The 25,759-nt window shown below is 63.2% G+C and carries 26 protein-coding genes; 8 read left to right on the forward strand and 18 right to left on the reverse strand.

Annotated elements, in window-relative coordinates; genetic code table 11:
• The first annotated feature begins 84 nt into the window (after positions 1 to 84).
• Together ADAD_RS0106345 and ADAD_RS0106350 are read left to right on the forward strand one after the other, a co-directional pair.
• Positions 85 to 519 carry a hypothetical protein gene (locus ADAD_RS0106345; RefSeq protein ID WP_010411254.1) on the forward strand — a complete coding sequence of 145 codons (435 nt, stop codon included), beginning with the start codon at positions 85 to 87 and terminating at the stop codon, positions 517 to 519.
• Positions 520 to 556: 37 nt separating this feature from the next.
• Positions 557 to 1,348, forward strand: coding sequence for a hypothetical protein (locus ADAD_RS0106350; RefSeq protein ID WP_010411257.1), 792 nt, complete (start codon positions 557 to 559; stop codon positions 1,346 to 1,348).
• A gap of 142 nt (positions 1,349 to 1,490) precedes the next feature.
• On the opposite strand, the gene ADAD_RS0106355 is transcribed toward ADAD_RS0106350, so the two are convergent.
• The 5 genes from ADAD_RS0106355 to ADAD_RS0106375 all read right to left on the reverse strand — a co-directional run bounded on the left by ADAD_RS0106355 (position 1,491) and on the right by ADAD_RS0106375 (position 6,646).
• Positions 1,491 to 3,764 (reverse strand): M3 family metallopeptidase, encoded by a 2,274-nt coding sequence (locus tag ADAD_RS0106355; protein WP_033193201.1) that lies wholly within the window; start codon positions 3,762 to 3,764, stop codon positions 1,491 to 1,493.
• 94 nt (positions 3,765 to 3,858) lie between these two features.
• Positions 3,859 to 4,557: a hypothetical protein gene (locus ADAD_RS0106360; RefSeq protein ID WP_010411262.1), complete on the reverse strand. Its 699-nt coding sequence runs from the start codon at positions 4,555 to 4,557 to the stop codon at positions 3,859 to 3,861.
• Positions 4,535 to 5,299, reverse strand: coding sequence for a lysozyme (locus tag ADAD_RS0106365; protein ID WP_139020356.1), 765 nt, complete (start codon positions 5,297 to 5,299; stop codon positions 4,535 to 4,537). Before ADAD_RS0106365 ends, ADAD_RS0106360 begins: the two co-directional genes overlap by 23 nt.
• Positions 5,300 to 5,485: 186 nt before the next feature.
• Positions 5,486 to 6,016 (reverse strand): RNA 2',3'-cyclic phosphodiesterase, encoded by a 531-nt coding sequence (gene thpR / locus ADAD_RS0106370; RefSeq protein WP_010411266.1) that lies wholly within the window; start codon positions 6,014 to 6,016, stop codon positions 5,486 to 5,488.
• 27 nt (positions 6,017 to 6,043) lie between these two features.
• Entirely contained in the window at positions 6,044 to 6,646 is a 603-nt protein-coding gene (locus tag ADAD_RS0106375; protein WP_010411269.1) for an SDR family oxidoreductase, read from the reverse strand.
• A 141-nt stretch (positions 6,647 to 6,787) separates the two neighbouring features.
• On the opposite strand from ADAD_RS0106375, the gene ADAD_RS0106380 reads away from it, so the two are divergent.
• Both ADAD_RS0106380 and uvrA read left to right on the forward strand, forming a co-directional pair.
• Positions 6,788 to 8,557: a hypothetical protein gene (locus ADAD_RS0106380; RefSeq protein ID WP_010411272.1), complete on the forward strand. Its 1,770-nt coding sequence runs from the start codon at positions 6,788 to 6,790 to the stop codon at positions 8,555 to 8,557.
• Between the two features lie 192 nt (positions 8,558 to 8,749).
• Entirely contained in the window at positions 8,750 to 11,689 is a 2,940-nt protein-coding gene (gene uvrA / locus ADAD_RS0106385; RefSeq protein ID WP_010411275.1) for an excinuclease ABC subunit UvrA, read from the forward strand.
• Positions 11,690 to 11,691: 2 nt separating this feature from the next.
• Here uvrA and ADAD_RS16620 read toward each other — a convergent pair whose 3' ends face one another.
• Entirely contained in the window at positions 11,692 to 12,504 is an 813-nt protein-coding gene (locus ADAD_RS16620; RefSeq protein ID WP_083825571.1) for a restriction endonuclease, read from the reverse strand.
• Between the two features lie 69 nt (positions 12,505 to 12,573).
• Positions 12,574 to 13,659: a ParB/RepB/Spo0J family partition protein gene (locus tag ADAD_RS16325; protein ID WP_010411283.1), complete on the reverse strand. Its 1,086-nt coding sequence runs from the start codon at positions 13,657 to 13,659 to the stop codon at positions 12,574 to 12,576.
• A gap of 173 nt (positions 13,660 to 13,832) precedes the next feature.
• On the opposite strand from ADAD_RS16325, the gene ADAD_RS0106400 reads away from it, so the two are divergent.
• The 3 genes from ADAD_RS0106400 to ADAD_RS17085 all read left to right on the forward strand — a co-directional run bounded on the left by ADAD_RS0106400 (position 13,833) and on the right by ADAD_RS17085 (position 15,278).
• Positions 13,833 to 14,060: a hypothetical protein gene (locus tag ADAD_RS0106400; RefSeq protein ID WP_010411285.1), complete on the forward strand. Its 228-nt coding sequence runs from the start codon at positions 13,833 to 13,835 to the stop codon at positions 14,058 to 14,060.
• A 122-nt stretch (positions 14,061 to 14,182) separates the two neighbouring features.
• Entirely contained in the window at positions 14,183 to 14,344 is a 162-nt protein-coding gene (locus ADAD_RS17080; RefSeq protein WP_192807575.1) for a hypothetical protein, read from the forward strand.
• A gap of 289 nt (positions 14,345 to 14,633) precedes the next feature.
• Entirely contained in the window at positions 14,634 to 15,278 is a 645-nt protein-coding gene (locus tag ADAD_RS17085) for a hypothetical protein (protein WP_010411290.1), read from the forward strand.
• A gap of 23 nt (positions 15,279 to 15,301) precedes the next feature.
• Here ADAD_RS17085 and ADAD_RS16330 read toward each other — a convergent pair whose 3' ends face one another.
• From ADAD_RS16330 to ADAD_RS0106455, 9 genes are all read right to left on the reverse strand, one after another.
• Complete coding sequence (locus tag ADAD_RS16330) at positions 15,302 to 15,946, reverse strand: hypothetical protein (protein WP_010411293.1); 645 nt, start codon at positions 15,944 to 15,946, stop codon at positions 15,302 to 15,304.
• A 58-nt stretch (positions 15,947 to 16,004) separates the two neighbouring features.
• Positions 16,005 to 16,589 (reverse strand): septal ring lytic transglycosylase RlpA family protein, encoded by a 585-nt coding sequence (locus tag ADAD_RS0106420; RefSeq protein ID WP_029139953.1) that lies wholly within the window; start codon positions 16,587 to 16,589, stop codon positions 16,005 to 16,007.
• 124 nt (positions 16,590 to 16,713) lie between these two features.
• A complete protein-coding gene (locus ADAD_RS0106425; protein WP_010411299.1) occupies positions 16,714 to 17,952 on the reverse strand; it encodes an argininosuccinate synthase in 1,239 nt (412 codons plus the stop codon).
• A 52-nt stretch (positions 17,953 to 18,004) separates the two neighbouring features.
• A complete protein-coding gene (locus ADAD_RS0106430; RefSeq protein ID WP_010411303.1) occupies positions 18,005 to 18,268 on the reverse strand; it encodes a DksA/TraR family C4-type zinc finger protein in 264 nt (87 codons plus the stop codon).
• Between the two features lie 107 nt (positions 18,269 to 18,375).
• Entirely contained in the window at positions 18,376 to 19,698 is a 1,323-nt protein-coding gene (locus ADAD_RS0106435) for an SAM-dependent methyltransferase (protein WP_010411306.1), read from the reverse strand.
• A gap of 51 nt (positions 19,699 to 19,749) precedes the next feature.
• On the reverse strand, positions 19,750 to 20,016 hold the full coding sequence (locus tag ADAD_RS0106440) for a hypothetical protein (RefSeq protein ID WP_010411309.1): 267 nt from the start codon (positions 20,014 to 20,016) through the stop codon (positions 19,750 to 19,752).
• A gap of 67 nt (positions 20,017 to 20,083) precedes the next feature.
• Positions 20,084 to 20,836, reverse strand: a complete 753-nt coding sequence (locus ADAD_RS0106445; protein WP_010411311.1) for a molybdopterin-binding protein — start codon at positions 20,834 to 20,836, stop codon at positions 20,084 to 20,086.
• Positions 20,833 to 21,561, reverse strand: a complete 729-nt coding sequence (locus ADAD_RS0106450; protein ID WP_010411314.1) for a cytochrome b/b6 domain-containing protein — start codon at positions 21,559 to 21,561, stop codon at positions 20,833 to 20,835. Before ADAD_RS0106450 ends, ADAD_RS0106445 begins: the two co-directional genes overlap by 4 nt.
• Complete coding sequence (locus ADAD_RS0106455) at positions 21,558 to 22,319, reverse strand: SDR family oxidoreductase (RefSeq protein ID WP_029139954.1); 762 nt, start codon at positions 22,317 to 22,319, stop codon at positions 21,558 to 21,560. Before ADAD_RS0106455 ends, ADAD_RS0106450 begins: the two co-directional genes overlap by 4 nt.
• Before the next feature lie 90 nt (positions 22,320 to 22,409).
• On the opposite strand from ADAD_RS0106455, the gene ADAD_RS0106460 reads away from it, so the two are divergent.
• Complete coding sequence (locus ADAD_RS0106460) at positions 22,410 to 23,639, forward strand: APC family permease (RefSeq protein ID WP_010411320.1); 1,230 nt, start codon at positions 22,410 to 22,412, stop codon at positions 23,637 to 23,639.
• A 197-nt stretch (positions 23,640 to 23,836) separates the two neighbouring features.
• Here the strand turns inward: ADAD_RS0106460 and ADAD_RS0106465 are convergent, their stop codons facing one another.
• The gene (locus ADAD_RS0106465) at positions 23,837 to 24,478 is read right to left on the reverse strand and encodes an MOSC domain-containing protein (RefSeq protein WP_237700791.1); all 642 of its coding nucleotides are present in this window, start codon (positions 24,476 to 24,478) and stop codon (positions 23,837 to 23,839) included.
• A 2-nt stretch (positions 24,479 to 24,480) separates the two neighbouring features.
• A complete protein-coding gene (rlmN, locus tag ADAD_RS0106470; protein WP_010411326.1) occupies positions 24,481 to 25,734 on the reverse strand; it encodes a 23S rRNA (adenine(2503)-C(2))-methyltransferase RlmN in 1,254 nt (417 codons plus the stop codon).
• Positions 25,735 to 25,759 lie beyond the last annotated feature (25 nt).

The raw sequence follows: 25,759 nt of genomic DNA on the forward strand, positions 1-25,759 counted from the left end.
GACAGCACTTGTAACTGGTATTCGCAGCCCGCCGCGCCGAACCTGCCCCTCGATCCTGGAGTGGAAGACAGAGGGGAGTTCTTCATGCGCACTGCACTTATCGCCACCTTGCTGGGGCTGACGCTTCCGACCGCCGCCCTGGCCGCTTCCATCACGGGCGCACAGGCGGTGAAGGCCTACGAAACGGGCAAGGCGGGCGCTGCGCCGCATAACGGGTACGACTATGCCAGCTGCGCGGGCTACTGGACCGGGTGGACCAAGCACTCGCTCGAAAACTACCAGGACCCTCTCGTCCGCGCATTGCCCGACGGCATGAAGTCTTCGGGGGCGCTGAAGAACCAGCTCTACTGGCAGGAAAAGACGGTCGCCGAAGTGAAAGCGGGGCGCATTCCGGGCGCGCAGGCCCAGTCCATGCTGGTGACATCCAAGGCGCTGGTCGAAACCAGCATCGCCGAGGATAGCGAAACCGCGATGACGCGCATGTTCGGCGAACTTGGCCGCTGTCACGTAAAGCGCTGATGGGGCCGTCCGGGGCCCGACATCCTGCAAGAGATCCATGGAGAGCACCATCATGCGAACCGCAATATTGACCGCAGCACTGGCGATATGGCCGGCTGCGCTCGCTGCCTCGATCGGGGCCGATCAGCCATCCACCGCGACTGCCGCGGCTCCAACGCAGCAAGCGCCCAAGCCGCTGTGCGAATACAGGACCCGCATGAATTTCAGTATCGGCGAGGGTACGACCGGCGCGCTCCATGTGCGCCACGTCCGCATCAACGATGCCCCCGAGCCCACCACGGAACTGCGAATGACGATCGAAGCGCCGATGACCAAGGCGCATTCCGATAGGGCCGAAGGGATGGTGAAGGTTACGCTGGGCTTTGCAGACGGTTATCTGCCGCCTGCAGATGGTGATGCAGCCGTCCGCAAGCCGGGCCCGCAATGGGTTCATGTCCGATCGCGGCAACTGGAAGGCACGAGCCCCAGCCACCCTGCCTACAAGAACAAGCCCAAGCCCGCGGTGCGCTGGAACGTCGGGGGCAAGCCCCTGATGTCAGACGGATTTTCCCCGGAGGGCGGCGCCCTGTTCCTCCTGGGTCCCGCCGGTGGCGATGCAGCGGTGTCGGACCCGGCGAAGCTCTTTTCCGATGGCGACTGGACTTTCGAAACATCCAAGAGCTTCGGCAATTCCTGGGCCGATTACACCATACCGACCGCGTTCCTGAGCGGCATCATCACCGACATCACGAATGTCATGGCGTCGGTGGAAAAGGCTGCCGCTGATGGTGAATGTACGATCAGCACCAGCTTTGGCGACATGCCCGAACAGGATATCGTGTATTTTTGAGGGGAGGGGCGGGCGCACTCGCCGCCCCGCATCAGACCTATCCGGCCGTGCCGGTTGCCTCCCACGATCAGACCTGTGACCGGCATGAAAAAGGCGGGGGCGGCGCCAGGCCACCCCCGCCTTCCATCAGCCGGCCGGTTGCTTATTCGGCAATCGGCGCGTCTCCATCCACCGTCTTGGCGGGCAGCTTGCCATCCGACGGGTCGCCCACGGTCTGGCCGGGCGTGCCGGGTTCTTCCTCGGCAAGGCCCAGCGCGATCAGCATGTATTTCACGTCCGGATCGCGGCCCGCGAAGTTGCGGTACATTTCGCCGTAATCCATCGTTCCGCCCTGGCTCAGCACTGTCTCACGATAGTGATCGCCGTTCTCGCGCGTCAGGCCGCCGTTCTGGAGGAACCAGGCGCGGCTGTCGCGGTCCAGCATCTGCGTCCACAGGTAGCTGTAATAGCCCGCCGAATAGCCTGCGGGGCCGGAGAAGATGTGGTTGAAGTAGCTGGTGCGATAGCGCGGCGGCACCAGATCGACCTCGAGGCCCAGATCGCGCAGCGAGCTGTCTTCGTAGGCCGAGACCTTCCCGGGCGTGTCGATCGCTTCGGCTTCATCGGCCGAAAGCGCGTGCCACTTCATGTCGAGCAGCGCGGCTTCGAGCACTTCGCCGAAATCATAGCCCTGGTTGAACTTGGACGATGCCTCGATCTTGTCGACCAGCTCGGTCGGGATGGTTTCTCCTGTTTCGACATGCTTGGCGTAGTTGCGCAGCACCTCGGGGTAGGTCGCCCACATCTCGTGCACCTGGCTCGGATATTCGACGAAGTCGCGCGCGGTCGCCGTGCCCGAAAGGCTCGGATACTGCTGGTCGGCGAAGAAGCCGTGCAGCGCGTGGCCGAATTCGTGGAACGCGGTGTTCACCCAGTCGAAGCTGACCAGCTGCGGCTCGCCTTCGGGGGCCTTGGGGATGTTCAGCACGTTGTAGATGACGGGCTTCTCGTTCCACAGATAGGACTGGTCGACGAAGTTGCTCATCCACGCACCGCCGCGCTTGGAAGCGCGCTGGAACGGATCGAAGTAGAACAGGCCCATGTCCGAACCGTCGCGGTCCTTCACGGTGTAGACCCACACATCCGGGTGATAGACCGGCAGATCGGTGCGCCGTTCGAAGGTGAGACCGTAGAGCTTTTCGGCCATGTAGAACACGCCGTCTTCCAGCACCTTGTCGAGCTGGAAATACTGCATCACCTCGTCGTCATCGACTTCGTAACGCTCCGCCTTGATCTGGTTGGCGTAGCGATACCAGTCCCATGGCTGGACCTCGAAATTCCCGCCTTCTTCGGCGATCTTCTCGTTCAGAAGGCCCGCTTCACGGCGCTGGGTTTCGGCCAGCGCGGGGACCATCTGGCCCATGAAATCGAGCGCCGCCTGCGGGCTTTCGACCATGCGATCATACATGGTGTAGCTGGCCCAGTCCGGCTCGCCGAACAGCGCGGCCTTCTCGGCCCGCAGCGCGACGATCTTCGCGACCAGATCGCGCGTGTCGATATCGGTAGTGCCGTCGGCGCGGTGGTAGCTGGCCATGAACAGCTTCTCGCGCGCCTCGCGGTTTTCCATGCTCGGCAGCAGCGGCTGCTGCGTGGTGTTCTGCAGGGCGATGGCGAACTTGCCCGGCTGGCCTTCTTCCTCGGCCAGCTTGGCGGCAGAGGTGATGTCGCTTTCGGACAGGCCTGCCAGTTCCTCGCGGCTGTCGAAGAACACCGGCTGCTCGGCCATCGCATTGCGCGCTTCCTGCGCGAATTCGGTGGTGACGGTGGAAAGCTCGGTGTTGATTTCCTTCACCCGCTCACGCTCGGCATCGGTCAGTTCCGCGCCCGCATGCACCATGCTCTTGTAGGTTTCCTCGAGCAGCTTGGCGTCTTCGGGCAGCATGCTCATCGCGGCGCGATTGTCGTACACCGCCTTCACCCGCGCGAAGAGTTCGGGGTTCAGCACGATGCTGTCCCCATGAGCCGAAAGTTTCGGGCTGATCTCGGTGTTGATCTCGTCGAGGCGATCGGTCGTGTTTGCGCCCGTCAGGTGGAAGAAGACCGCGCTCACGCGGCCCAGCATGCGGCCGGACTTTTCCAGCGCAACGATCGTGTTCTCGAAGGTGGGGGCTTCCGGATTGTCGATGATCCGCTGGATCTCGCCCTTCTGGATCGCCATCGCCTTCTCGAAGGCGGGCATGTAATCATCTTCCGAAATCGCATCGAAATCGGGCGCCTTGAACGGCAGGGTGCTTTCCAGCTCGAAATAGTTGGCGCCTTCGAGGCGGTCCTGGGTGGTTACGCCACCGCTGGTGGTATTGTTCGTCTGGGCCATGGCCGCTCCATGAAAGCCGCCTGCCAGGGCGAGGCTTGCGGCGGTGGCGAGAAGAATTCGCATTATGCGTGTCTCCGGTCTGGTTATCGATAGAAATTGCGTTGGCTCATGGCCTAGCAGCGTTCACTTGAACAGTGGCTGGCGGATCGTTCATGTCCTATTCGGACGATTTGGCGGGGGCTTCGGTTCCCCTGCCAGCCTGGGCCTGGGCGCGCATCGCTCGCGCCGCCTCGTCCAGTGCCTGCCGGTTGACGGTGACGATCCGCGGACGGCCTCCGTTCCGGTCCACCACCAGCCAGACCGATCCCAGCTCCACGAAGGCGCCCTGGTCGGGCACCACGGTAAGCGCATCGAGGTCGACCTCGCGCAGCAGGGCGAGCACGTCTTCGTCGAAGACTTCCGCGAAGGTGCCGTCGATATCGTCCGGTCGGGTAAGTTCGCGGCGGTTTCCCTCCGCATCGATATAGAGCAGCGGCAGCCCGACTTCGCGCAGGATCGCGGCCTTGTCGTTGGCCCGCGCCGCTGTGCGAATGGCGGAAAGCGCGCTCGCAAACTGGCTTGCGCTGGTGCCGGTGGCGCACGAAATCGCCCCGCCATCGGCGCTGTCATGGGCGAGATCGAAGCTCTCGTCGCGGGTGTCCTGATCCTGCCATACGACCAGCAGACAATTGTCCGGGCCGGGGGGCGCCGGGCTGGGGGAGAGCGCCGCATCCTCGCCCTTCGCGCTGCCGGACGCGGCATTGTGTGCGGTGGTGTCGGGGGCGTCGGCGGCCGCGCTTTCGACCGAAGGCGAACACGCGCCCAGCGCGCACCCGCCCAGCAGCAACGCCAGCCTAGCCCGGGCGGACATCCGCATAATCGGCCTCGAGGAAAATCTGCGCGCGCCTCTCGGAGCGATGGACGAGCCCGCCCGCTACCTCGCCATCGGCAAAGCGGTAGTCGAGTTCCTGCGCGATGCCTTCGTAATCCGCGCTGGCGATGGCCCGGTTGAGAGCGGGGCTCTTCGCAGGCGAGAGCGTGCCTTCGCCGACATTATAGGCAAGATCGACCAGCGCATCGAATTCGTGCTGGTAGAGCTTCAGGTTCCCCACCACGTCTGCGACAGCCCGCTCCGCCTTGGCGAGGTCCGCCTTGAGGAAGTCCATCGCCTGCTCGCGCGTGATCCGGTCACCCACGCGCAAACCGTCTTCGGGAAGTACGAGGTGCCCGATGCCCACGGTCGGATAGCCGGCGACGTCGCGATACACGGTCAGGCGAATACCCTCTTCCTGGGCAAGCGCCTTGTGCATGCGCTCGCTCGTGGTGAGCAGCGCGGCATTCATGCGCGTGTAGTTGGGATTGGTCTTGAGGTTGGTTTCATAGGACCAGCCGCCGACATCCTCGGCCGTCTGCGAAGGTGCATAGGCGCCCAGCGACCCGGCCGCTGCCGATACCGCCGCGATGGCGATCGGCGTGCGCCTCAGGAGCCGTCTGCGCCATTTGCGCGTGCGACCGCTCGTCTGGCCGGGCTGGCCACCCTCGCGCATTGCTTGCAGGCGTGCACGCTGGTCGCTCCGGCGCCGGTCGCGCACAGAGGGCATGGCAGTAGCGGCGCTCATAGCGCACCGCCGCGAGGCGTTCTCGTGAAAATTGCCGGTTTTCGGGGGCTGAATAGCATCCCGTGTTTCCCTGTTCGACCAACTCTGCGTGTGTCTTCACCCCTATAACGGACGAGGCAGGGGCAAGGGTCCGCAGTTCGTCCGGCATGGCCCACGCCTCGGAGCGCGGTGGTCCACGGCGCGGCCCTATAACGCAAACTCCAGCAGCGGCTCGTAATGCGCACCGCCCGCGTCCAGCCTGCTTTCATAGAGGTGAAAGCGCGGCACGTGCCAGTCGGGCAGTGTCAGCCGGCCGTGCTGCGCCAGCCAGCCGCCGATGGGCCCGGTCGACGCATTGACCCGCGCGATGGTGACATGCGGCACGAACTTGCGCGTCTCGGGCGCGAGACCTGCCGCCCGGCACGCACGCTCCACCCGCCGGTGCAGTATCGTGAGCGGCTCGCTCTCTTCCACCTTCGCCCACAGCGCGTTCGTGCGCCCCTTGCGCTCGAACGTGCCCACGCCGCGCAGTCGCAGGGTGAATGGCGCCGCGCGGACCGCCTGCAGCGCGCTCACCAGATCATTGGCCTGCGCCGCATCCACCTCGCCCACGAAACGCAGCGTCAGATGCAGCTGATCGTCCCCCTGCCACCGCGCGCCGACGACACCTTCCATCGTGTCGATCAGCGGATCGCGGATCTCGGCAGGTGGACGCAGTGCGACGAACAGGCGGTGCATGGGGCCGGAGGCTAGCAGGCCAATCGATCAGATGCCGACAGATTCCATCGGCACGACCCGGTTTTCCAGCGCGTCGTCATCGACTGCGCGCACCAGCACCGCCGCCAGATCGCCGCGCGCGGTTGTGCCGTCGCCTTCGACATCGTCGCCCAGGCGAATGTCGCGCGTGCCGTCGTCATGGGTGAGCGCACCGGGCCGGATGATGGCATAGGGCACGCCGGAGGCGATCAGGTGATCGTCGGCGGCCTTCTTGGCGAGCGCATAGTGATAGAGGTCCGAGTCCGGATCGGGATCGTCTACGCCGCGCGCGCTGAGCATCACGAAGCGCTTCACGCCCGCCGCCTTGGCCCGGTCGACCAGCGCCTTCGCGCCGTCGCGGTCGACCTTGTCGGTCATCTCCGGCCCCGTCTTGCTGCCCGATCCTGCGGCGAAGATCACCGCGTCGATGCCTTCGCAAACGCCCTGCGGCAGGTCGGTCAGGTCGCCCTTGCGCGTGTCGCATCCCTCGGGGAGCGACGAGGTGTCGGAGCCGTCGCGCACCAGCGCGATGGGCGCATGGCTCGCTTCGATGAGCTGCGGGACAAGACGCTGGCCAGTATGCCCGGTCGCGCCGGAGACGAGAATGTTCATGGGGGTGTATCCTTCGAATTGGGGGTTCGAGGGATCAGCGGATGGGCGGGACGGTGGTTCCGGTGGAGAGGCGGATATGGACGGTCGGGTGCTTGACCGGGTGGCGGGTGCGGGAGAAGGTGATGGCGCGGGGAGGATACGATGCGTATATTCGGAAAAGTTCTGGGTTGGCTTTTCGCGACACTTTTCGTGGCAACGGCCGCCATCCTGCAGGCATACAGCACCTATCGACCGCAGCCTCCCGATCCGGATTTCATGGAGGTGATTTTCTGGATTGTCGAATTTCGGGATCCGGTGTCGCTGATCCTTCTTCTGCTCGGCGCCATCACGACCTTTCTCACCATCCGCTCGGCGATGACGGCCCTTTCCCGCGAGGATTTGGAAAAGGTCGTAGCCGGGGACGGTGCGCTGACCCGCGAGCGTGTATACGAAGCTGCGGCGCAGACTCGGGCTGAAGGGCAGGCTTCGCAACAGCGCCACGAGCATACTCACCGAGCGCAAGCAGAGCAGGCGAGAAAGCTCGATGATATCGATGAGCGCATCCGCCGCATCGAAGCCAGCACCGGTTCCATCGTTCCGGGCAGCGTTCTGCGCGAAACCGTCATCTACGAGCTGGAGGCAAAGCCGGGTGCCGACGACAGGCAACTGGCCGACGCCGTGAGGGCGCTGAAGGCCGAGAACGAGGATCTGCGCCGAAATCTCGAGAAGATCGAGGTTTTCGACAATCAAATGGCATCGCTCAAGGCCGATGCCGAACAGGCCTTGGCGAAATATGAGCACCGAGAGGTCGCCGCGATTTATGGTAAAATGCGCGACCTGCTGCGCGAAAAGACCATTGAGAACATGCGCCGCGATGCGGGTTTCGCACGTGAGCAGGGGCGTGCGCTGCTCGCCGCACGCGACTGGGCGGCGGCGGCAGATATCTGGGAGTTGGCGGCCAAGGAAATAGAGCAGTTCGATGAAGATGAAGCAGGCGAATTGCGATCCGACGCTGCACGTGAATTGTATCACTTCGGAGAACGCTATGGCGGCGGATCTCTCGCCAAAGCGATTGACTTGATCAGGCCATTTTGTACGGATGATCGGCTTGAGCCAAATATTCGTGCTTTATGGCTAGGACGTTTAGGGTCTTCCTTAAATATGAAAGGTCAGCTGCAAGTCGAAAAAGAGCGTGACGCTTATTTGGGAGAAGCCATAAAAACATACAAATCCGCGCTGCATTTAATCAAGCGAGAAGACGACCCTAGGATATGGGCGTGGATCCAAAGCGGACTAGGCAATACCCTCACCTCACACTCACTTGGTAAGTATGGCTTTTTCAGAAGGAGAGTTCTTCGTAAGGCAGTCCATGCTTTCGAAGAGGCCTTGAGAGTAACTAATAAAGAGCGGGAGCCAATTGTTTGGGCCGGCATAAAGAACAATTTGGGTATAGCAAAGGACGGGCTGTCGTCCGCGTCCCATGGGAGTGCCATAGCGAGAGAGAGGGACGCCGCGATATCGGAATATCGCGCGGCTCTCTGTATCTATACCCGGGACAACGACCCGGATGGGTGGGCCAATGCTCATGCCAACCTTGCGGGATCACTTCGCAGAAAAGGAAGTGCCTTGGGTGGAGTGAAGGGCAAGAAGTTGATTTCCGAGTCTATCGATATCTATCAACTAATGCTCAAAGTAGAAGATAGAGATACGTGGCCGCTGCATTGGGCGATGACACAGGAAGACCTTGGTCTCGCATTGGAAGCTTTAGCCGACTTATCCCCCTCAATGATGTGCGATCATCTCGCAGTCGCACGGGGCGCCCTAAGCGCATCTCTCGAGGTTTTTGACGAACGATCTTCTCCCTTCAACTTTAAGAAAGCTTCTCGTAGTCTTACTCGGGTCGAAGAAAAAATCGCCCAGCAATGCTCGTAAGACTGGCGACCGCATGCGCACCTTAAATTCCGTGCGCACTGATGGCACCGGTATTGCCCACCTTCAAATCCCGCGCCGCCGCACCACATTCTCCCCAACAGGGCGGAACCGCCCATGCCGGTCGCTCGCTTCACTGCGGACAGCCCTCTCGGCAACCTTGACAGACAAGAACACAAGCGGAACACGCGCCCTATGGCACTTACCAAAATCTCCGTGCGCGGTGCGCGCGAGCATAATCTCAAGGGCGTCGATATCGACCTGCCGAGGGACTCTCTGATCGTGATCACCGGGCTCTCGGGCTCGGGGAAGAGCTCGCTCGCCTTCGATACGATCTATGCCGAAGGCCAGCGGCGCTATGTTGAGAGTCTCTCCGCCTACGCGCGCCAGTTCCTCGAGATGATGCAGAAGCCCGATGTCGAGCATATCGAGGGGCTCAGCCCCGCGATCTCGATCGAGCAGAAGACGACGAGCAAGAACCCGCGCTCGACCGTCGCCACCGTCACCGAGATTTACGACTACATGCGCCTGCTGTGGGCGCGGGTGGGCGTCCCGTACTCGCCTGCGACGGGGCTGCCGATCGAGGCGCAGACCGTCTCCAACATGGTCGACCGGGTGATGGCTTTGCCCGAAGGCACGCGGCTCTACCTGCTCGCGCCGGTGGTGCGCGGGCGCAAGGGCGAATACCGCAAGGAACTGGCCGAGTGGCAGAAGGCGGGCTTCACCCGCGTGCGGATCGACGGGGAGATCTTCCCGATCGAGGACGCGCCCGCGCTCGACAAGAAGTTCAAGCACGACATCGAAGTGGTGGTCGATCGCCTGGCGGTGAAGGAAGGGCTTGAGACGCGGCTAGCAGACAGTTTCGAGACCGCGCTGCGGCTGGCCGAGGGGCTAGCCTACGTGGACCTCGCCGATGGCGTGGTGCCGGGGCGCGAGGGCGAGGATACGGGCGAGGGCAACCTCAAGGGCGCGGGCGTGCCTGCCAACCGGATCGTCTTCTCCGAAAAGTTCGCCTGTCCGGTCAGCGGATTCACCATCGAGGAGATCGAGCCGCGGCTGTTTTCCTTCAACGCGCCGCAGGGTGCATGTGCGACATGCGACGGGATCGGCGAGAAGCAGCTGTTCGACCCGCAACTGGTGGTGCCGAACGAGGCGCTGACGCTGAAGCAGGGCGCGATCATGCCGTGGGCGAAGAGCAATCCGCCGTCGCCCTATTACATGCAGGTGCTCGCCAGCCTGGCGAAGGAGTACGGCTTCGATCTGACCACCCCGTGGCAGGATCTGGGCGCGGAGAACCAGGACGTCATCCTCTACGGCACCAAGGGCAAGCGCGTGCCGCTGACCTTCAAGGACGGCCGCAAGCAGTACACGGTCAACAAGCCGTTCGAGGGCGTGATCGGCAACCTCAATCGCCGCCTGCTGCAGACCGAGAGCGCGTGGATGCGCGACGAACTGGCCAAGTTCCAGACCGCGCAGCCGTGCGAGACCTGCGGCGGCAAGCGGCTGAACGAGAAGGCGCTGGCGGTGAAGATCGGCGGGACGCCCGGCTCCGGCGAGGACGCGATCGATATCGCCACCCCCTCGCAGATGAGCGTGGGCGATGCGAAGGTGTGGTTCGAGGACCTGCCCGAACGCCTCACCGAGCAGCAGCAGCAGATCGCCCGCGCGATCCTCAAGGAAATCAACGAGCGGCTGGGCTTCCTCGACAACGTGGGCCTCGACTACCTCAACCTCGACCGCAAGTCGGGCACGCTCAGCGGCGGCGAGAGCCAGCGCATCCGGCTCGCCAGCCAGATCGGCAGCGGGCTGTCGGGCGTGCTCTACGTGCTGGACGAGCCGAGCATCGGCCTGCACCAGCGCGACAACGACCGGCTGCTGGAGACGCTGAAACGCCTGCGCGACCTCGGCAACACGGTGATCGTGGTCGAGCACGATGAAGACGCGATCCGCGCTGCCGACTATGTGGTCGACCTCGGCCCGGGCGCCGGCGTCCACGGGGGCGAAATCGTGGCCGAGGGTACGCTCAAGCAGGTGCTCAAGTCCAAGAAGTCGCTCACTGCGGCCTACCTCAACGGCACGCGCGAAATCGAAGTCCCCGCCAAGCGCCGCAAGGGCAACAAGCACAAGCTGACCGTCCACGGCGCGCGCGCCAACAACCTCAACAACGTCACCGCGTCGATCCCGCTGGGCACCTTTACCTGCATCACCGGCGTCTCCGGCTCGGGCAAGTCGAGCTTCACCATCGACACGCTCTACGCCGCCGCCGCGCGCGAGCTGAACGGCGCGCGGGTGATCGCCGGCGCGCACGACAAGGTCACCGGCCTGCAATATTGCGACAAGGTGATCGAGATCGACCAGTCGCCGATCGGCCGCACGCCGCGCTCCAACCCCGCGACCTATACCGGCGCCTTCACCCAGATCCGCGACTGGTTCGCCGGCCTGCCCGAAAGCCAGGCGCGCGGGTACAAGCCCGGCCGCTTCAGCTTCAACGTCAAGGGCGGCCGGTGCGAGGCGTGCCAGGGCGACGGCCTGATCAAGATCGAGATGCACTTCCTGCCCGACGTCTACGTCACCTGCGAGGAATGCGGCGGCAAGCGCTACAACCGCGAAACGCTGGAGGTGAAGTTCAAGGGCCACTCCATCGCCGACGTGCTCGACATGACGATCGAGGATGCGGAAAGCTTCTTCAAGGCGGTCCCCCCGATCCGCGACAAGATGGCGATGCTGAACGAGGTGGGGCTGGGCTATATCAAGGTCGGCCAGCAGGCGACCACGCTTTCGGGCGGCGAGGCGCAGCGGGTGAAGCTGGCCAAGGAGCTGAGCAAGCGCAGCACGGGGCAGACGCTCTATATCCTCGACGAGCCGACCACCGGCCTGCATTTCGAGGACGTGCGCAAGCTATTGGAAGTGCTGCACCGGCTGGTCGACCAGGGGAACTCCGTGGTGGTGATCGAGCACAACTTGGATGTGATCAAGACCGCGGACTGGGTGCTCGACCTTGGGCCAGACGGCGGTGTGCGGGGTGGGGAGATTGTCGCTGAGGGGACGCCCGAGCAGGTGGCGCAGGTGAGCGGGAGCTATACGGGTAGCTATCTGAAGCCGATGTTGGAGCGGCAGGCGGAACCGGCAAAATAATTTCAGACATCCTCCTCTTGGGAAATCCAATCATCGAACTCATTTTGGTCGAAGAGATCGTCCGTGAGGCCAATTCCGTTATCGGCGAGGAACTGTCCCAGTTGTGGTCCGTCCATCGGAATGATGCCGGATTTCTTCATTAAATCTTTGGAGTCCCTAGAGAAGCGGCCGGTCGTAATAAACATACTAAAGACAGGTTCGCAGAGTCTCGCTGAAAACTGCCTCATTGGATCTTTTTCGCCGGCAAATAGTTTTGCGCGGGCTAGGCTGACTGAGCCGACAATTTCTCTAATGTCTTTTGTGCCGACTTGAGAGGCGTCATAGTGTTTGGCCTGTCCGACAAACCACACGCGCATGTGTTTTTCTGCGCCTGCAGGAAGTATCTCGGGTTTCAGGATGAAGCCAAAGTTCGAATATCCATAAAAGTCAACGCCCCCATCGCCAGCCCTTGGCGTTCCATTTGGTCGACTGACGCCAAGAAGCCGCAGAAGTTTCACGCATAGCAATTCTAGGTCATCAGCCGTTCTTGCGCTAATTGCTTGATACAACTTAAGCGTATTGGCGCGACGCCGTTTTGCCTTTAAAACTTCCGCGTCGTCTCCGGGCTCGCAATAGCATGAGCCTTGTAAATAATCTGGATTTCCAGAATTGAAGCAGTAGTGCTGGTAAGTCCCATCTTCGACCGCCCTGTTAAGGAACGTACGGGCGCGCTCCAAAAATTTGGATGCCCATTTTTCGGCATTCTCTGCAGCTTCTTCGCCCTCAGCCCAGCCTTCCCCAATCACGATTGCGCGCAGAAGTGTTTCCGCCGACATTGGCGAGCTGTCGATATCGACATATTTCTCTATACTAGAGACGGCAGCTGCAGGACCAGGCCTCAAGATTTAATCAGCCTTTATTTTTTCATAAATCTCTAGAACTTTTTCCGAGGTCGAGATCAGATTTTTAACAATTCCAATGTCATCTTCTGAGAAGTCTTCAACCTCTAAGGCGCTAATTTTTTTGAGTGCAGTGATCGCCTCTCCAACCTCTCCACGCCACTGCTTGGAAATCTCATCTCTCTTCACGATGGTTTGAGCGTCGAGAAAGCTCTTATTCTTCTGAAGGAGGCACGCCCTCGCCTCATCATTAGGCAGAATTTCCCGCAACTGCCTTACTTGGTTGTACGAAGTTATCTTTGGTTCGGTATCGTCTTCCGTGGCGTCTTCGTCATCCGGAGGAGGGGGCGTGATTAGGGAGTACAAGATGTCCCTATTTTCTTCATTTTCGAATCTATTCGTATCCGCATCCCATCCAGCCCAATTTCTCAGCACGGGGAGGGAAACCGCTTCATGAAAGAGAGGGTACATACCGGGGTTGGCATACTCGCCAAACTCTTCGTCCTCTTCCATCTGTTTCAATGCGGAAAAGGCTTTGTAGCGACGGTTCACTTCCTGAACGCTCATGCCAAGTCTGTCGGCGATGTCGCTTGATTCTAATTTATGCGTGTTCTTTAAATCTGCAATTAGCTTTGCGCGTTGAAATCCTCCCCATTCTTTTATTCCGCCTACATGACGGATGCCCATTAGTGCCTCTTTAAAGAACTCTTCTCCGTCACCATCTGCAATCAAGCAGGGTACTGCTCCGAATACGTTTATCACGCTATCTGGCACATCAATGCCACCTTCGTGATCGTCCCTCAATTGCTTGAGCGCCGCAACGCGACGGTTGCCCTCGATAACGAGAAATTTCCCTTCCGCGTGTTCGTACGGAGTGACTACGATCCGCTCAATTTCAAGGAAGCCATTCGAGCGTATCGATCGAACTAGCTCCTTTAAGGAGTGCTTAGATAGCTTTTTAAGCGTCCTTTCTTGGACATTCTCTTCGGCAAATCGCTCCTCATTAACGAGGTTATATGTGTCATTATCTTGAAGGCGATAATTGTTCGGATCTAAGAGAAGATCATCGAGCGGGATATCTCGCGGTTCCATGTGAGCTCCTTTTGGTCGGGGGTATTTCAGTGTCAAAGATAGGGCAAGCTCGGATGGCGATCGGTCAACTTAGAGAAGCCTTACGTTAGCCTCCGATAGAGTTCGCTGTCCTACACCCCCTCTCCCCCACTAGCCTCTCCGGTTCCTCAACCCACGAATCCGAGAGGCACCCCATGTCCAAACCCTCCCCGCAGCATCCCGACCTTGCGGCCAACCCCACGCGGGCCGAGCGCGAGGCGTTCGATGCGTGGCAGGCCCATGTCGATGCAGGCCGCATCGGGACGCGCGCTGCGCCCGATCCTGCGCGGCTGCTTCATCACATGCGCAACGAGGAAGTGCTGCTGGGCAGGGCGGTCGCGGTGACAGTCCATGTGCGTGAGGGGTTGCGGGGGCGTCGCTGATGGCGGTGGGCTTGTCGCAAGGCGGGGTTTGGCCTAGTTAGTCCGCTTCGCCTCCGGCCATTTCCGGCTCGAACCATTCCGTGCGCAAGCGAAGGTGCCCGGCATGTAGCGGAGGCAGTCCCATGCATCATAAACGCCACCGCCCGCGCAATGCTCGTGCCGGGTGCAAGATGTGCAAGCCGTGGAAGGTCAACGGCTATCCGACCGAGCGGGTCGATGGCGAAGCCTTCTCCGACCATCGTCGCCGCATGGCCGCGCGGATCGAGTATCCAGCCGGAATGTGAGCGGAGGATGTGCTGCTGGGCAGGGCGGTCTCGGTGAGGGTGCATGTGCGCGAGGGGTTGCGGGGGCGGTAGGGACCCCCCTTTCTTTTCCCGCTCATGCTGAGCTGGTGGCGCTTCGCGCCGTCTGCGACTCCGAAGGATCGTCCTTCTCTTGAAGGGGTGGGCCCAAAGAAAATGCAGTGCTTCGACAGGCTCAGCACGAGCGGTGACGGGGAAAGGCGCGCTGTCCTACACAGCCTCGCGCGTATAGATGGATCGGTCCCTCGACGCTCAGCCTCACGGACCGCATATGACGCACACCCCCTCGCACGACACCGCCAGCCTTCCCGCGCTCTCGCCCGAGGCGCTGCCGCGCGCTCCGCAGCAGTTCAGCAGGGAGGATCAGGCGTTCTTTCTCGATCGGCTCGCGCAGTGCGGCAACGTGCTGGCCTCGGCGCGGGCTACCGGTGTCTCGCGCTCCACCGCGTACCGGATGCGGCGGGCGTGTCCGCGTTTCGCTCGCCTGTGGGACGGGGCGCTGCTGCTTGCGCGGCCGCAGGTGGAGGCGGTGCTGGCCGACCGGGCGATGAACGGGGTGGAGGAGACGATCTATTACCACGGGGAGGCGGTGGCGACGCGCACGCGATATGACGCGCGGCTGCTGCTCGCGCATCTCGGGCGGCTCGACCGGCTGGCGCGCGATTACGCCGCCAGCGATGCGGCGGCGGATTTCGAGATCGGGCTGGACGAGCTCTCCACGGAAGAAGAGGTCACCTTCGTGCATTGCGCGCCCGCTCGGGCACCCGATGCAGCGGCGGGCGCGGGTGATGCGGGCCGCGATGGGCCGCCCGACGAGCGGCCCGATGAGTGGCCCCGGGAGGACGAGGTTTTTTCGCCCCTGGACACTGTGTCAGGTGTGTCAGGCAACGCTCCCGACCGGGCGCGGCGGTGGTAGAGCGCGCCAGCGCGGATGGACGGTCAGGCGAGCCCCGGAATGCTCCACGCGCTCACCGCGTACAGCACCTGCGTTGCAAGGATGAAGAGCATCAGCGCGATGCACACGCGCTTGCCCTTGCTGAAGGTCAGCCAGATGAAGGCCGGATAGTTGAGGAAGATCATCAGGGTCGATGCGAGGAACAGCGGGTTGGCCGCGATCGCGGCGGCCTGCGCCTCGTCCGGGCTGACCGCCGCGCCGAGCGCCAGGCCCGCGGCGCTGGTCGCCACGTTGATCAGGAACATGCCGCCCACCACCCAGCGCTTCTGCTGCCAGAAATACGCGTCGAAATCGGGCCACATCTCGGGCTCGTCGGGAAAGACCAGCGTGGCGACGAGGTAGTAGCCGCCGATGAGGACGAGGACGCCGAAGATCATCGCGGTCCGCATGTCGAGCACGCCGCGCATGGTCCACACGATGCTCCAGAACGTGCCGAGGTCGACCAGTACCAGCACGCCGAGCAGCGGGACCAGCCAGCCGACACGCACGTTGATCGCGCTTGGATCGACCCCGGCCTTGCGCCGCGCACGCAGCTTCAGGATGCGCGAAAAGCCCATCAGCATCTCTGCCACGGCGAGGCCGATCAGCAGCGTGAAGAGTTCGAAGATGTAGTCGAATTGCGGATGCACGCGGCAGGTCCTCCCCCGGGGCGTCTATTGCCCGGGACCTGCCATCAGGCAAGCGCCGTCAGTCGACCAGGGCCAGTTCCACCGTGCCGTGGCCGCGCTGGATGAGGCCGAGCTCGATCGCGGCGGCGCGGCTGACGTCGATCTCGCGGCCATGGGCGTAGGGCCCGCGGTCGTTGATGCGCACCACCACGCTCTTGCCGGTGCGCGGGTTGGTCACGCGGACCTTCGTACCGAAGGGCAGCGTCTTGTGCGCGGCGGTGAGGGCGTTCATGTCGAACCGTTCGCCATTGGCGGTCTTGCGGCCATGGAAGCGGCGGCCGTAATAGGAGGCAACGCCGCTGCGCCAGGTGGCGGGCTGCGCCTCCACCGGCGGATCGAAGGTGTCGAGGTCGACCGCACGCGGAGCCACGTCGGGCGCGGGCGGCTCGATATCGAAGCGCGCGAAGCTGGCGTCGAAATCGGCCGCGTCGGCAGGCACGATCTCGTCCGTCAAAGGCGCCGTATCGGCTGGCGCGATCCTGGCCACCAGAGCCTGCTGGCCGTCTGCATCCTGCGCAACGGCACCGGCGAGCGGCAGTGCGAAAATGCCAAGCGTCAGCGCTGGCAAGGCCGCGTGGCGAAGTCGAGTGGTAATCCCGTCCATGGCGGGGCAAGTTAAGCCCGAATTCCTGATACGGAATATGGAACGAAGCGCTTCGCCGCGCTTCCGCCACATTTGAACGGATTGCTTCGGACCTTTCGCGGGCCTTGTCGATTATTGCCTGATTTCAGTCGAGAGGCGACCTCTGATCGCGTTTTGCCAGCAATTTCAACCGCAAAGCGTTGAGCGAAATGAACCCTGCCGCATCGCGCTGGTCGTAGGCGCCCGCATCGTCCTCGAAGGTGACATGGGCTTCGGAATAGAGGCTGTGCGGGCTGCGGCGACCAACAACACCCGCATTGCCCTTGTACAGCTTCAGCCGCACCTCGCCGGTGACCCGTTCCTGGCTGTGATCGATCGCCGCCTGCAGCATCTCGCGCTCTGGGCTGAACCAGAAGCCGTTATAGATGAGCTCGGCGTATTTCGGCATCAGCTCGTCCTTGAGATGCGCTGCGCCGCGATCCAGCGTGATCTGCTCGATCCCGCGATGCGCGCGGGCGTAGATTTCGCCGCCCGGCGTCTCGTACATCCCGCGCGACTTCATGCCGACGAACCGGTTCTCCACCAGATCGAGCCGCCCGATGCCGTGCTTGCGGCCCAGATCGTTGAGCGCGGCGAGCAGGGTCGCGGGGCTCATCGCTTCGCCATTGAGCGCGACGCCGTCGCCCTTCTCGAACGCCAGCGTGATGTATTCCGGCGTGTCCGGCGCATCCTCGGGGTTGTCGGTGCGCGAATAGACGTAGTCGGGCGTTTCCTCCCACGGGTCTTCGAGCACCTTGCCCTCGGACGAGGTGTGGAGGAGGTTGGCGTCGGTGGAGAAGGGGCTTTCGCCGCGCTTGTCCTTGGGCACGTCGATCTGGTGCGCTTCGGCCCAGGCGATAAGCGCGGTGCGGCTGGTCAGGTCCCATTCGCGCCACGGAGCGATCACCGTGACATCGGGATCGAGCGCGTAGGCGCTGAGTTCGAACCGCACCTGGTCGTTGCCCTTGCCGGTTGCGCCGTGCGCAATCGCACCCGCGCCGGTCTCGCGCGCGATCTCGACCAGACGCTTGGAGATCAGCGGGCGCGCAATGCTGGTGCCCAGCAGGTAGTCGCCTTCGTAGCGGGCATTGGCGCGCATCATCGGGAACACGAAATCGCGCACGAATTCCTCGCGCAGATCCTCGATGAAGATGTGCTTGTCGGGAATGCCCATCGCCTGCGCCTTGCGGCGTGCGGGCTCAAGTTCCTCGCCTTGGCCGAGGTCGGCGGTGAAGGTGACCACTTCGAGGCCACGCTCGACCTCCAGCCACTTCGCGATGACGGAGGTGTCGAGGCCGCCCGAATAGGCGAGGACGACCTTGTTGTTCTTGGATGCACTGCTCATGCCGCGCGGCTAGCAGCAGTGCCGCTCTGTAGGCAATCAAGAATAGGCGCCGTCAGCGCAGTTGACTGTCCTTGCTGCCACGCCGGTTGATGCCACTGCTGCGCACGGCCGCATCCTGACCGGACTGGCATGCGACGCAGCGCTTCACGCCGGGCAGGGCCACCCGCCGTTTCTCGGGAATCTCCTCGCCGCATTCGATGCACCACTCTTCGCTCTCGCCGCTAGGCATGCGCGATCGCGCTGCGCTTACCGCGTCGGAAACCGTGTCGTCGATCTGATCCTGCACGGCGCCATCACGCGCCCATCCGCCTGCCATGATACTATCCCTCTTGCCGGTTCATCCCGTTGAAAATGGGGGCGAACACCGCGAGAATCAAATCGGGCGCGGAACAGCGCCGGCCGGAACGCGACCCGGACCGTACCCTAGCCTTTGGAAAGCAGTGCCGCTTCGGCTTCGCCGATATAGTCGCGCGCGTAGGGCAGGGCGTGCCGGTGGCGGGCGTACTGGATCTGGTAATTGCACATCGCGCCGCTTTCGAAGGAGGCCGCAGCCCCAGCGAGGTAGAAGGTCCACATGCGGTAGAACCGTTCATCATACAGGGCGATAATGCGCGCGCGGTTCGCCTCGCAATTGGCGTACCACGCGCGCAAGGTGTGTGCGTAGTGCAGCCGCCACGTCTCGACATCTGTGGCGATCAGGCGCGATTTCTCGCTCGCGGCGACGGTTTCGCTCAGCGCGGGAATGTAGCCGCCGGGGAAGATATACTTGCGGGTGAAGGCGTCGGTCGATCCCGGAACGCCCATGCGCCCGATCGTGTGCACCAGCATCACGCCATCGGTTTTCAGCAGCTTGCCGGTGCAGCGAAAGAACGTCTCGAACTGCGCCTGGCCGACATGTTCGAACATGCCGACCGACACGATCCGGTCGTACTTCGCGCCCGCATCCGCATGGTCGCGGTAATCGATCAATTCGATGCTGACCTTGTCCGAAAGGCCTGCGGCGGCCACCCGTTCGCGCGCCAGTGCCGCCTGCTCTTCCGACAGGGTGATGCCGGTAACGTGCACATCCGCGCGCGAGGCGAGGAAGATCGCCATGCCGCCCCAGCCACAGCCGATATCCAGCACCCTTTGACCGGGCTCCAGAGCCAGCTTGGCCGCGATATGCGCCAGCTTGGCTTCCTGCGCCTGCGCCAGGCTCATGTCCGTGCCGCCGCGATCCTCGGGCCAGTAGCCGCAGCTGTACTGCATGTGCTCGGTATCGAGCATGAGGCGGTAAAGTTCGTTGCCGATGTCGTAATGGTGCGAAACGTTCGCGCGGCTGCGCACGGCGTTGTTGAGCTGTTCGCCGTGGAAAGCGATCCGGTTGGCCAGGCGCTTGGCGGCGCTGGGCCGACTGTAACTCGCGCCCGCCTCCCAAGGGGCATTGCGCGCGAACAGGCTGACCAGCCCCATCACGTCGCCGCGTTCGATCACCAGGCGGCCGTCCATGAAGGCCTCTGCCGCCCCCAGGGCGGGGTCCAGCAGGATTTCGCGCGGCACGCGCCCGTCGGCAAAGCGGATCGCAATGTCGAGCGCGTTCGAACCGGGGGTGCCGAAGCGCTCCCTCGAGCCGTCCGCGAAGGCGACCTCGAGGCTGCCACTGGTAATGTGGCTGTCGAAGAAGCGGCTGAGGAGCAGGCTCGAGGGTCCGCGATTGCGGCCCTTGTCGCCTGCGGTCAGTGGATCGGACTTTCTGATTTCTGACATTGGTCGCGTTTTACTCCGGCACGAATTCAGGGTTCTGCGCCCCGTTGATACTCAGCCCGATTTCTTTCCCGAAAGAATCCGGTCCAGCAGCGGTGGCTTGCCGGGCTTCGGGGGCAGCTTGCCCGACATCTCGTACAGCATGTTGCCCAGCTGGACCGCCTGGTCCCTGTTCAGCACCATCCGGGATATCAGCACATCGTCCTTGCTCTCGGGCAGGTTGGTGACGGTTTCCAGCCGCAGGACCATGCTGGCGCCGTAATCCTGAGCGGTCCAGCCGACCAGCACACGCACTTCCTCGTCGTTCCAGCTATCGGCCATGGCCGGTCTTTCCTATCCGGTTGATGCAGCGGTCCCGTATCGCCCGGGCGCCGCACCGACAAGGTGGTCACATGCCGGCGTACCATTGGTAGCCACCATAATCCTCCCAGTAGCCCCCCTTGCCAAGGCCGATATCGTCGAGGCTGGCGACCGCTTCCACGCCGGTCAGATACTTGGCGTGCTTGTAGCCCAGCTGACGTTCTACGCGGGCCCGCAGGGGGGCGCCATTGCGGATGGGCAGGGGCTCGCCGTTCAGTCGGTGGGCGATGATCGTCTGCGGGTGGAGGGCATCGATCATGTCGATACTCTCGTAATAGCGGCCCTGCGTGTAATCGTCCGCACAGCGGAACACGATGTAGTTCGCGCTGTCGCGCACGCGCGCGAGATCGAGGAAGGTGGACAGCTGCGGCCCGGTCCACTGGCCGATCGCGCTCCACCCTTCCACGCAGTCGTGCCGCGTGATCTGGGTTCGCTGGGGCAGGCGCATGATCTGGTCGAGCGAGAGCGAAAGCGGGCGCTCTACCAGGCCGGTGACGGTAAAGCGCCAGTCCGCAAAGCCGTTGGCCGCGTGCTGAGGATAGCCATCGTTCTGCGGATCGGTGGAACCATTGCCGCGAAAGAAGGGCGAGATGTCTTCGGGCGCATATTCCCGGGCAAGCGCATCGCGCGCCCGCACGAAGCGCTGGAGCCCCTTGTGCCAGTCGTCCACGCTTTCGAACAGGCCGCGCCCGGCATCGCTCTGCTGGATTTTGGAGCACGCCCCCAGCATCAGCGCGCCCGAACCCAGCAGCACGGCGCGACGTTTCATCAGGATGCTCATGCCGGGTCTCCAGTATCGGTCTTTGCGAAGGGCGGATTGGCCGGCTGGTGATCGCCGCCCAGCGTCATGGACCGCAGGTGGCCGATCGGCCCGGTCAGCAGGACCAGCGCGACATGGATCACGAAGAAGCCGAACAGCCCCCAGGCGAAAAGGAAGTGGATCGACCTTGCGCTCTGGCGTCCGCCGAAGATGTCCAGCAGCCATGGAAAGGCCGCATCCATGCCGGGGCTGATCGCCATTCCGGTCAGGACCATGCCGGGCAGCAGCACGCCCAGCACGAGGCCGTAGGCAAGCTTCTGCAGGAAGTTGTATTTGCTTTCCCCATGGCTGAAATCGAACCGCAGATGCTGGAAGATGTCCTTGCGGATAGCCTGCCAGCGCCACTCACGCTTGCCGGTCATCAGATCGCGCCCGAAGTGACCGTTCCACAGCATGGCGATCCACATGCCCAGCAGCCCGAAGGCGAAGGGAAACGCCATCAGCAGGTGCCAGTCGCGCGCCTTGGCAAGGCTGTAGAATCCCGGGATCGTCATCCAGCCGGGAAAGCGCGGCACCTCCAGCCAGGCCTGTTCCGGCGCGAAGCCCCACTCGCCCCAGTAAAGGTAGGGGTGGGCGTTGGAGATGTTCAGTCCGCTCATGAACAGCACCACGATCGCGATCAGATTGATCCAGTGCCAGATGCGGGTCGGGGCGGCATGTCGATTACGCTCTCTATCGCCGGTCATCTTGCGGCTTCCCGTTCCAGATAGATCACGTCACGCGGCTGACTGAGCAGATGCTGCCCGCTATCGACGAACAGCGTTTCCCCGCTCGCCAGATCGCCGCTGGCGAGGAAGACCGCCGCCTCCGCCACGTCCCGCGGGGAGGTCCGGCGGCGGCGCAAGTTGAGCAGATGCGATCGTTCCGCTTCCTCCTCGCTCTGATCGTGGCTGGGGAGAATCGCACCCGGCGCAAGGCCGTAGATCCGGTCGTCCGGCTGTGCCGCCCCCATTGCGAGCATGCGGATAGTCGCGTCGAGCGCATGCTTGCTCATCGTGTAGCTGAAGAAGTCGGGGTTGGGATTGGCGAGCTTCTGATCGGTGATCTGGATCACGCGGCGCCCCCCGCGCGCGGTTGCATGGGCGAGATAGCTCTGGGCGAGCATGGCGGGCGCACGCGCGTTGACCTGCATGGCCCGGTCGAAGATTCCCGGGTCGAGCGCGGCCACATCGTCGGGCTGAAAGACCGCCGCGGAATTGACCAGCGCGCGCCAGTCCTCCAGCTGAGCCGCCACATCGCGCGCGAGCGCATCGGCGGCGCCGTTTTCCGCCAGATCGGCCTGCATGATTTGCGCGGAGGGAAGTTCCCCCGCGAGCGCCGCCGCTTCTTCGCCAGACGAGCGATAATGGATCACCACGTGCCACCCGGCCGCGGCAAAGGCGCGAGAGAATGCTGCGCCAAGCCTCTGGGCGCCTCCGGTGACGAGAACGGCTGGCCTGGTCATGGCACGACAAGACCACAGCCCGGTGCGCGAATAAAGGCCAATCTCGGAACGGAGCCGGGTGGCACCGGTTCGAATGCGCAAGGGGGCGCCATGACACTCAAGCGCGACATGGGCCTTGGCGGCCTCGTATTTTACGGCACCGGGACGATCCTGGGCGCAGGGATTTTTGTCGTCATCGGCGAAGTCATGGGGGAAGCCGGACCCGCTGCGCCGCTCGCGTATGCGCTTGCCGGATTGGTCGCCGTGTTTACCGCCTTGTCGTTCGCGGAAATCGGCGCACGGGTGCCTACGGCTGCGGGTGCGATCGACTATGTCGAAGCGGGTTTTGGCGACAGGGCCGCGCTTCCCGCCATCGTCGGCTGGCTGCTGATCCTTGCGAATATCGTTTCCGGGGCAACGATCACCACCGGCTTCGTCAGCTACCTCTCAAGCTTCGTCGAGTTGCCTGGCTGGATGGCGACACTCGGATTGCTGGCGCTGGTGGGCTTCGTGGCCGTCGCCGGAATGAAGCAGGCCGCCTGGTTCATGACTGCGACCACCGCGCTTGGCCTCATTACTCTGCTTGCTGTCTTGTGGCTGGCACGTGACGGGCTGTTTGCCTGGCCCGGTCTGCTGAGAGACGGCACCGTATGGGAAGGGGCGGGCTCTGCCGCCTTCACGGGCATATTGGCTGGCGCCTTCCTGGCGATCTACAGCTTCATCGGTTTTGGCGACATGGCGCAGACGGCAGAGGAGTTGAAGCGTCCCAAGCGCAATCTGCCGCGCGGGATCATCATTACGATCCTTATCGTTTTCGCCTTTTACCTGCTGATTGCGACGGCGTTGGGGGGCTTGGACGGCATTGCTGGAATTGCGCAGGCCGATGCCCCGCTCGTGTACGCAGCGACACGAGGCGGCGAATTTCCGGCCCTGCCGCTGGCGCTCGCCAGCCTGCTGGTCATCGTCAACGGCGCGCTTACACAGATTGTCGCTGCAAGCCGCTTGCTGATGGACCTCGGGCGTGACGGCCGTGGCGGCGTGCCGGGCAAGGCAGGCGAGGTCAGCGATACGACCAACACGCCCGTTTTCGCCACGTTAGCCGTCCTTGCGGTCGTCCTGATCCTCGCGCTGTTTGTGCCGTTGGGCACATTGGCGAGCGGAACCAGCCTTGTCATCCTGATGGTATTCGCGATGGTCAACGCCGCGCTGTGGCGGCTGAAACGAAAGACGCAGCCAGAGGATGTGCCCAATCTTTGGGTGTCGGTTCCTCTCATAGGGCTGGTGCTGTGCGTGCTGACGATCGTCGGGCAGGTACTCCTATGGACAACCGGGGGGAGCTGAGGCGGAGGTTCGCCCAGTATCACCGATCCCGCGCGCAGGTATCCTCGATAGCCGCGCGCAAACCGCGCTTCGTCAGGCACGCCGCATCGCGCCTGGTTTCGTCACCCGGCTACAGTCTGCCGAGGAAGGACTGGCCGGTACCGACTGCTAGCGTGCGCAAGGACAGCCTGCGCCGATAGCGAGAGAGGATTTTGCTTTCATGCAGCGGGATGTCTGCGGCGAATGTCGTGGATCAGCCGATCCGATACGCGGGGGAGGGCTGCGAGTTCTTCGAGTTCGCGACGATCAGGCTTGCCGCCGCCGTAGACGAGATGAAACGCACGCCTCACTGGCCAGTCGAGCGCGCCTCTCTCCATCCGCTCGAGCGTGTCGCCAGCTTCGGCGATTCCGGGTTCCACGACCCGCAAGAAGATGCCGCAGCGTCCGCTTTCGACGATGGCCTTCACCACGCCCTTGCAGCCCAAGTGGCGCTCGATCGTGGCGCAGGGCTGGCGCGGTTGGGAGACTTCGATGACCGCCGTGCCCAGGCCGTATCGGTCGCCTATGCAGGTCGTGGCTTCGTCGATCCCGTGAACGAACAGGTTCTCACCCATGCTTCCGGGCCCGCTCAACGCGGGGAGCTCGCCGAATTGATCGCGCAGCCAGGCATAGTGGTCGGCAGGGTAGAGATGGACGGCCATGGCGGGAAAGCCGTGGTGACGGCGATCGACCTGCTCGTCACCCGCAACGCCGCGCAGCCCGATTTCGATCGGGCCTTCGAGAGCCGATTTGGCGATGGCGCTGCGTTTGCCGTCGGGAAGCGAGGCTGCGCGTCCGGCGCAGATCGCTTCGACCAGCATGGTCACGCGGCGTCGACTGTTGCGGCCGCTTCCGCCGCTTCCCGATCACGCTGCGCGCGGGACTTCTTCTCGGCGGCGGTCTTCAACTGGCCGCACGCCGCGCCGATATCGCGCCCGCGCGGGGTGCGAACGGGCGCGCTGATCCCGCCTTCGAACACGATGTCGGAGAAGGCACGGATGCGCTCGGGCAGGGAGGTTTCGTAGTCGCTGCCGGGCCAGGGGTTGAACGGGATGAGGTTCACCTTCGCGGGCAGATCGTACTTCTTCAGCAGGCGGACGAGTTCGCGCGCGTCATCGTCGCTGTCGTTCTTGTCCTTGAGCATGATGTACTCGAAGGTGATCCGCCGCGCGTTGCTGGCGCCCGGATAGTCGGCGCAGGCCTGCAGCAGTTCCTCGATGCCGTACTTCCTGTTCAGCGGTACGATCTCGTCGCGCACGTCCTTGCGCACTGCGTGGAGCGAGACCGCCAGATTCACGCCGATTTCCTCGCCGCAGCGTTCCATCATCGGCACCACGCCGCTGGTAGAAAGCGTGATGCGGCGCTTCGACAGGGCGAGGCCATCGCCGTCCATCACCAGCTTCATCGCGTCGCGCACATTGTCGAAATTATACAGCGGCTCGCCCATGCCCATCAGCACGATGTTGGTCAGCAGGCGTCCGTCAGAGGTGTACTCGGAACTGTCCTCGACCTCGTCGAGCCCGGCCATCGAACCCTTGGGCCATTCGCCAAGGCTGTCACGCGCGAGCATCACCTGACCGACGATCTCGCCCGGCGTCAGGTTGCGCACCAGCCGCATGGTGCCGGTGTGGCAGAAGCGGCAGTTGAGTGTGCAGCCGACCTGGCTGGAGATGCACAGCGTGCCCCGGTCCGCATCGGGGATGAACACCATCTCGAAATCATTGCCGTCGGCGGTGCGCAGCACCCACTTGCGGGTGCCATCGGTCGAGTGGTGCGCTTCGACCACTTCGGGGCGCCCGATCACGAAACGTTCGGCGAGCCAGGGCCGCATTGTCTTCGCAATGTCGGTCATCGCATCGAAATCGGTGACGCCGCGATGATAGAGCCAGTGGAACACCTGCTTGGAGCGGAGCTTGGCCGCCTTGGCATCGAGCCCGGCTGTCTCGAACAGCTCGCGAATGCGCGCCTTGGGCAGGCCGATCAGGTCCACGCGCCCGTCCGCCCGCGGCGTGATATCGCGCGGGGTCGGCACCGGATCGATCGGGCCGGGCGAGGGCATGAGGTCGGTATTGGCCATGAGACGTCGGCACATAATGCGATCC

Source organism: Citromicrobium sp. JLT1363, assembly GCF_000186705.1.
Lineage (GTDB): Bacteria > Pseudomonadota > Alphaproteobacteria > Sphingomonadales > Sphingomonadaceae > Alteriqipengyuania.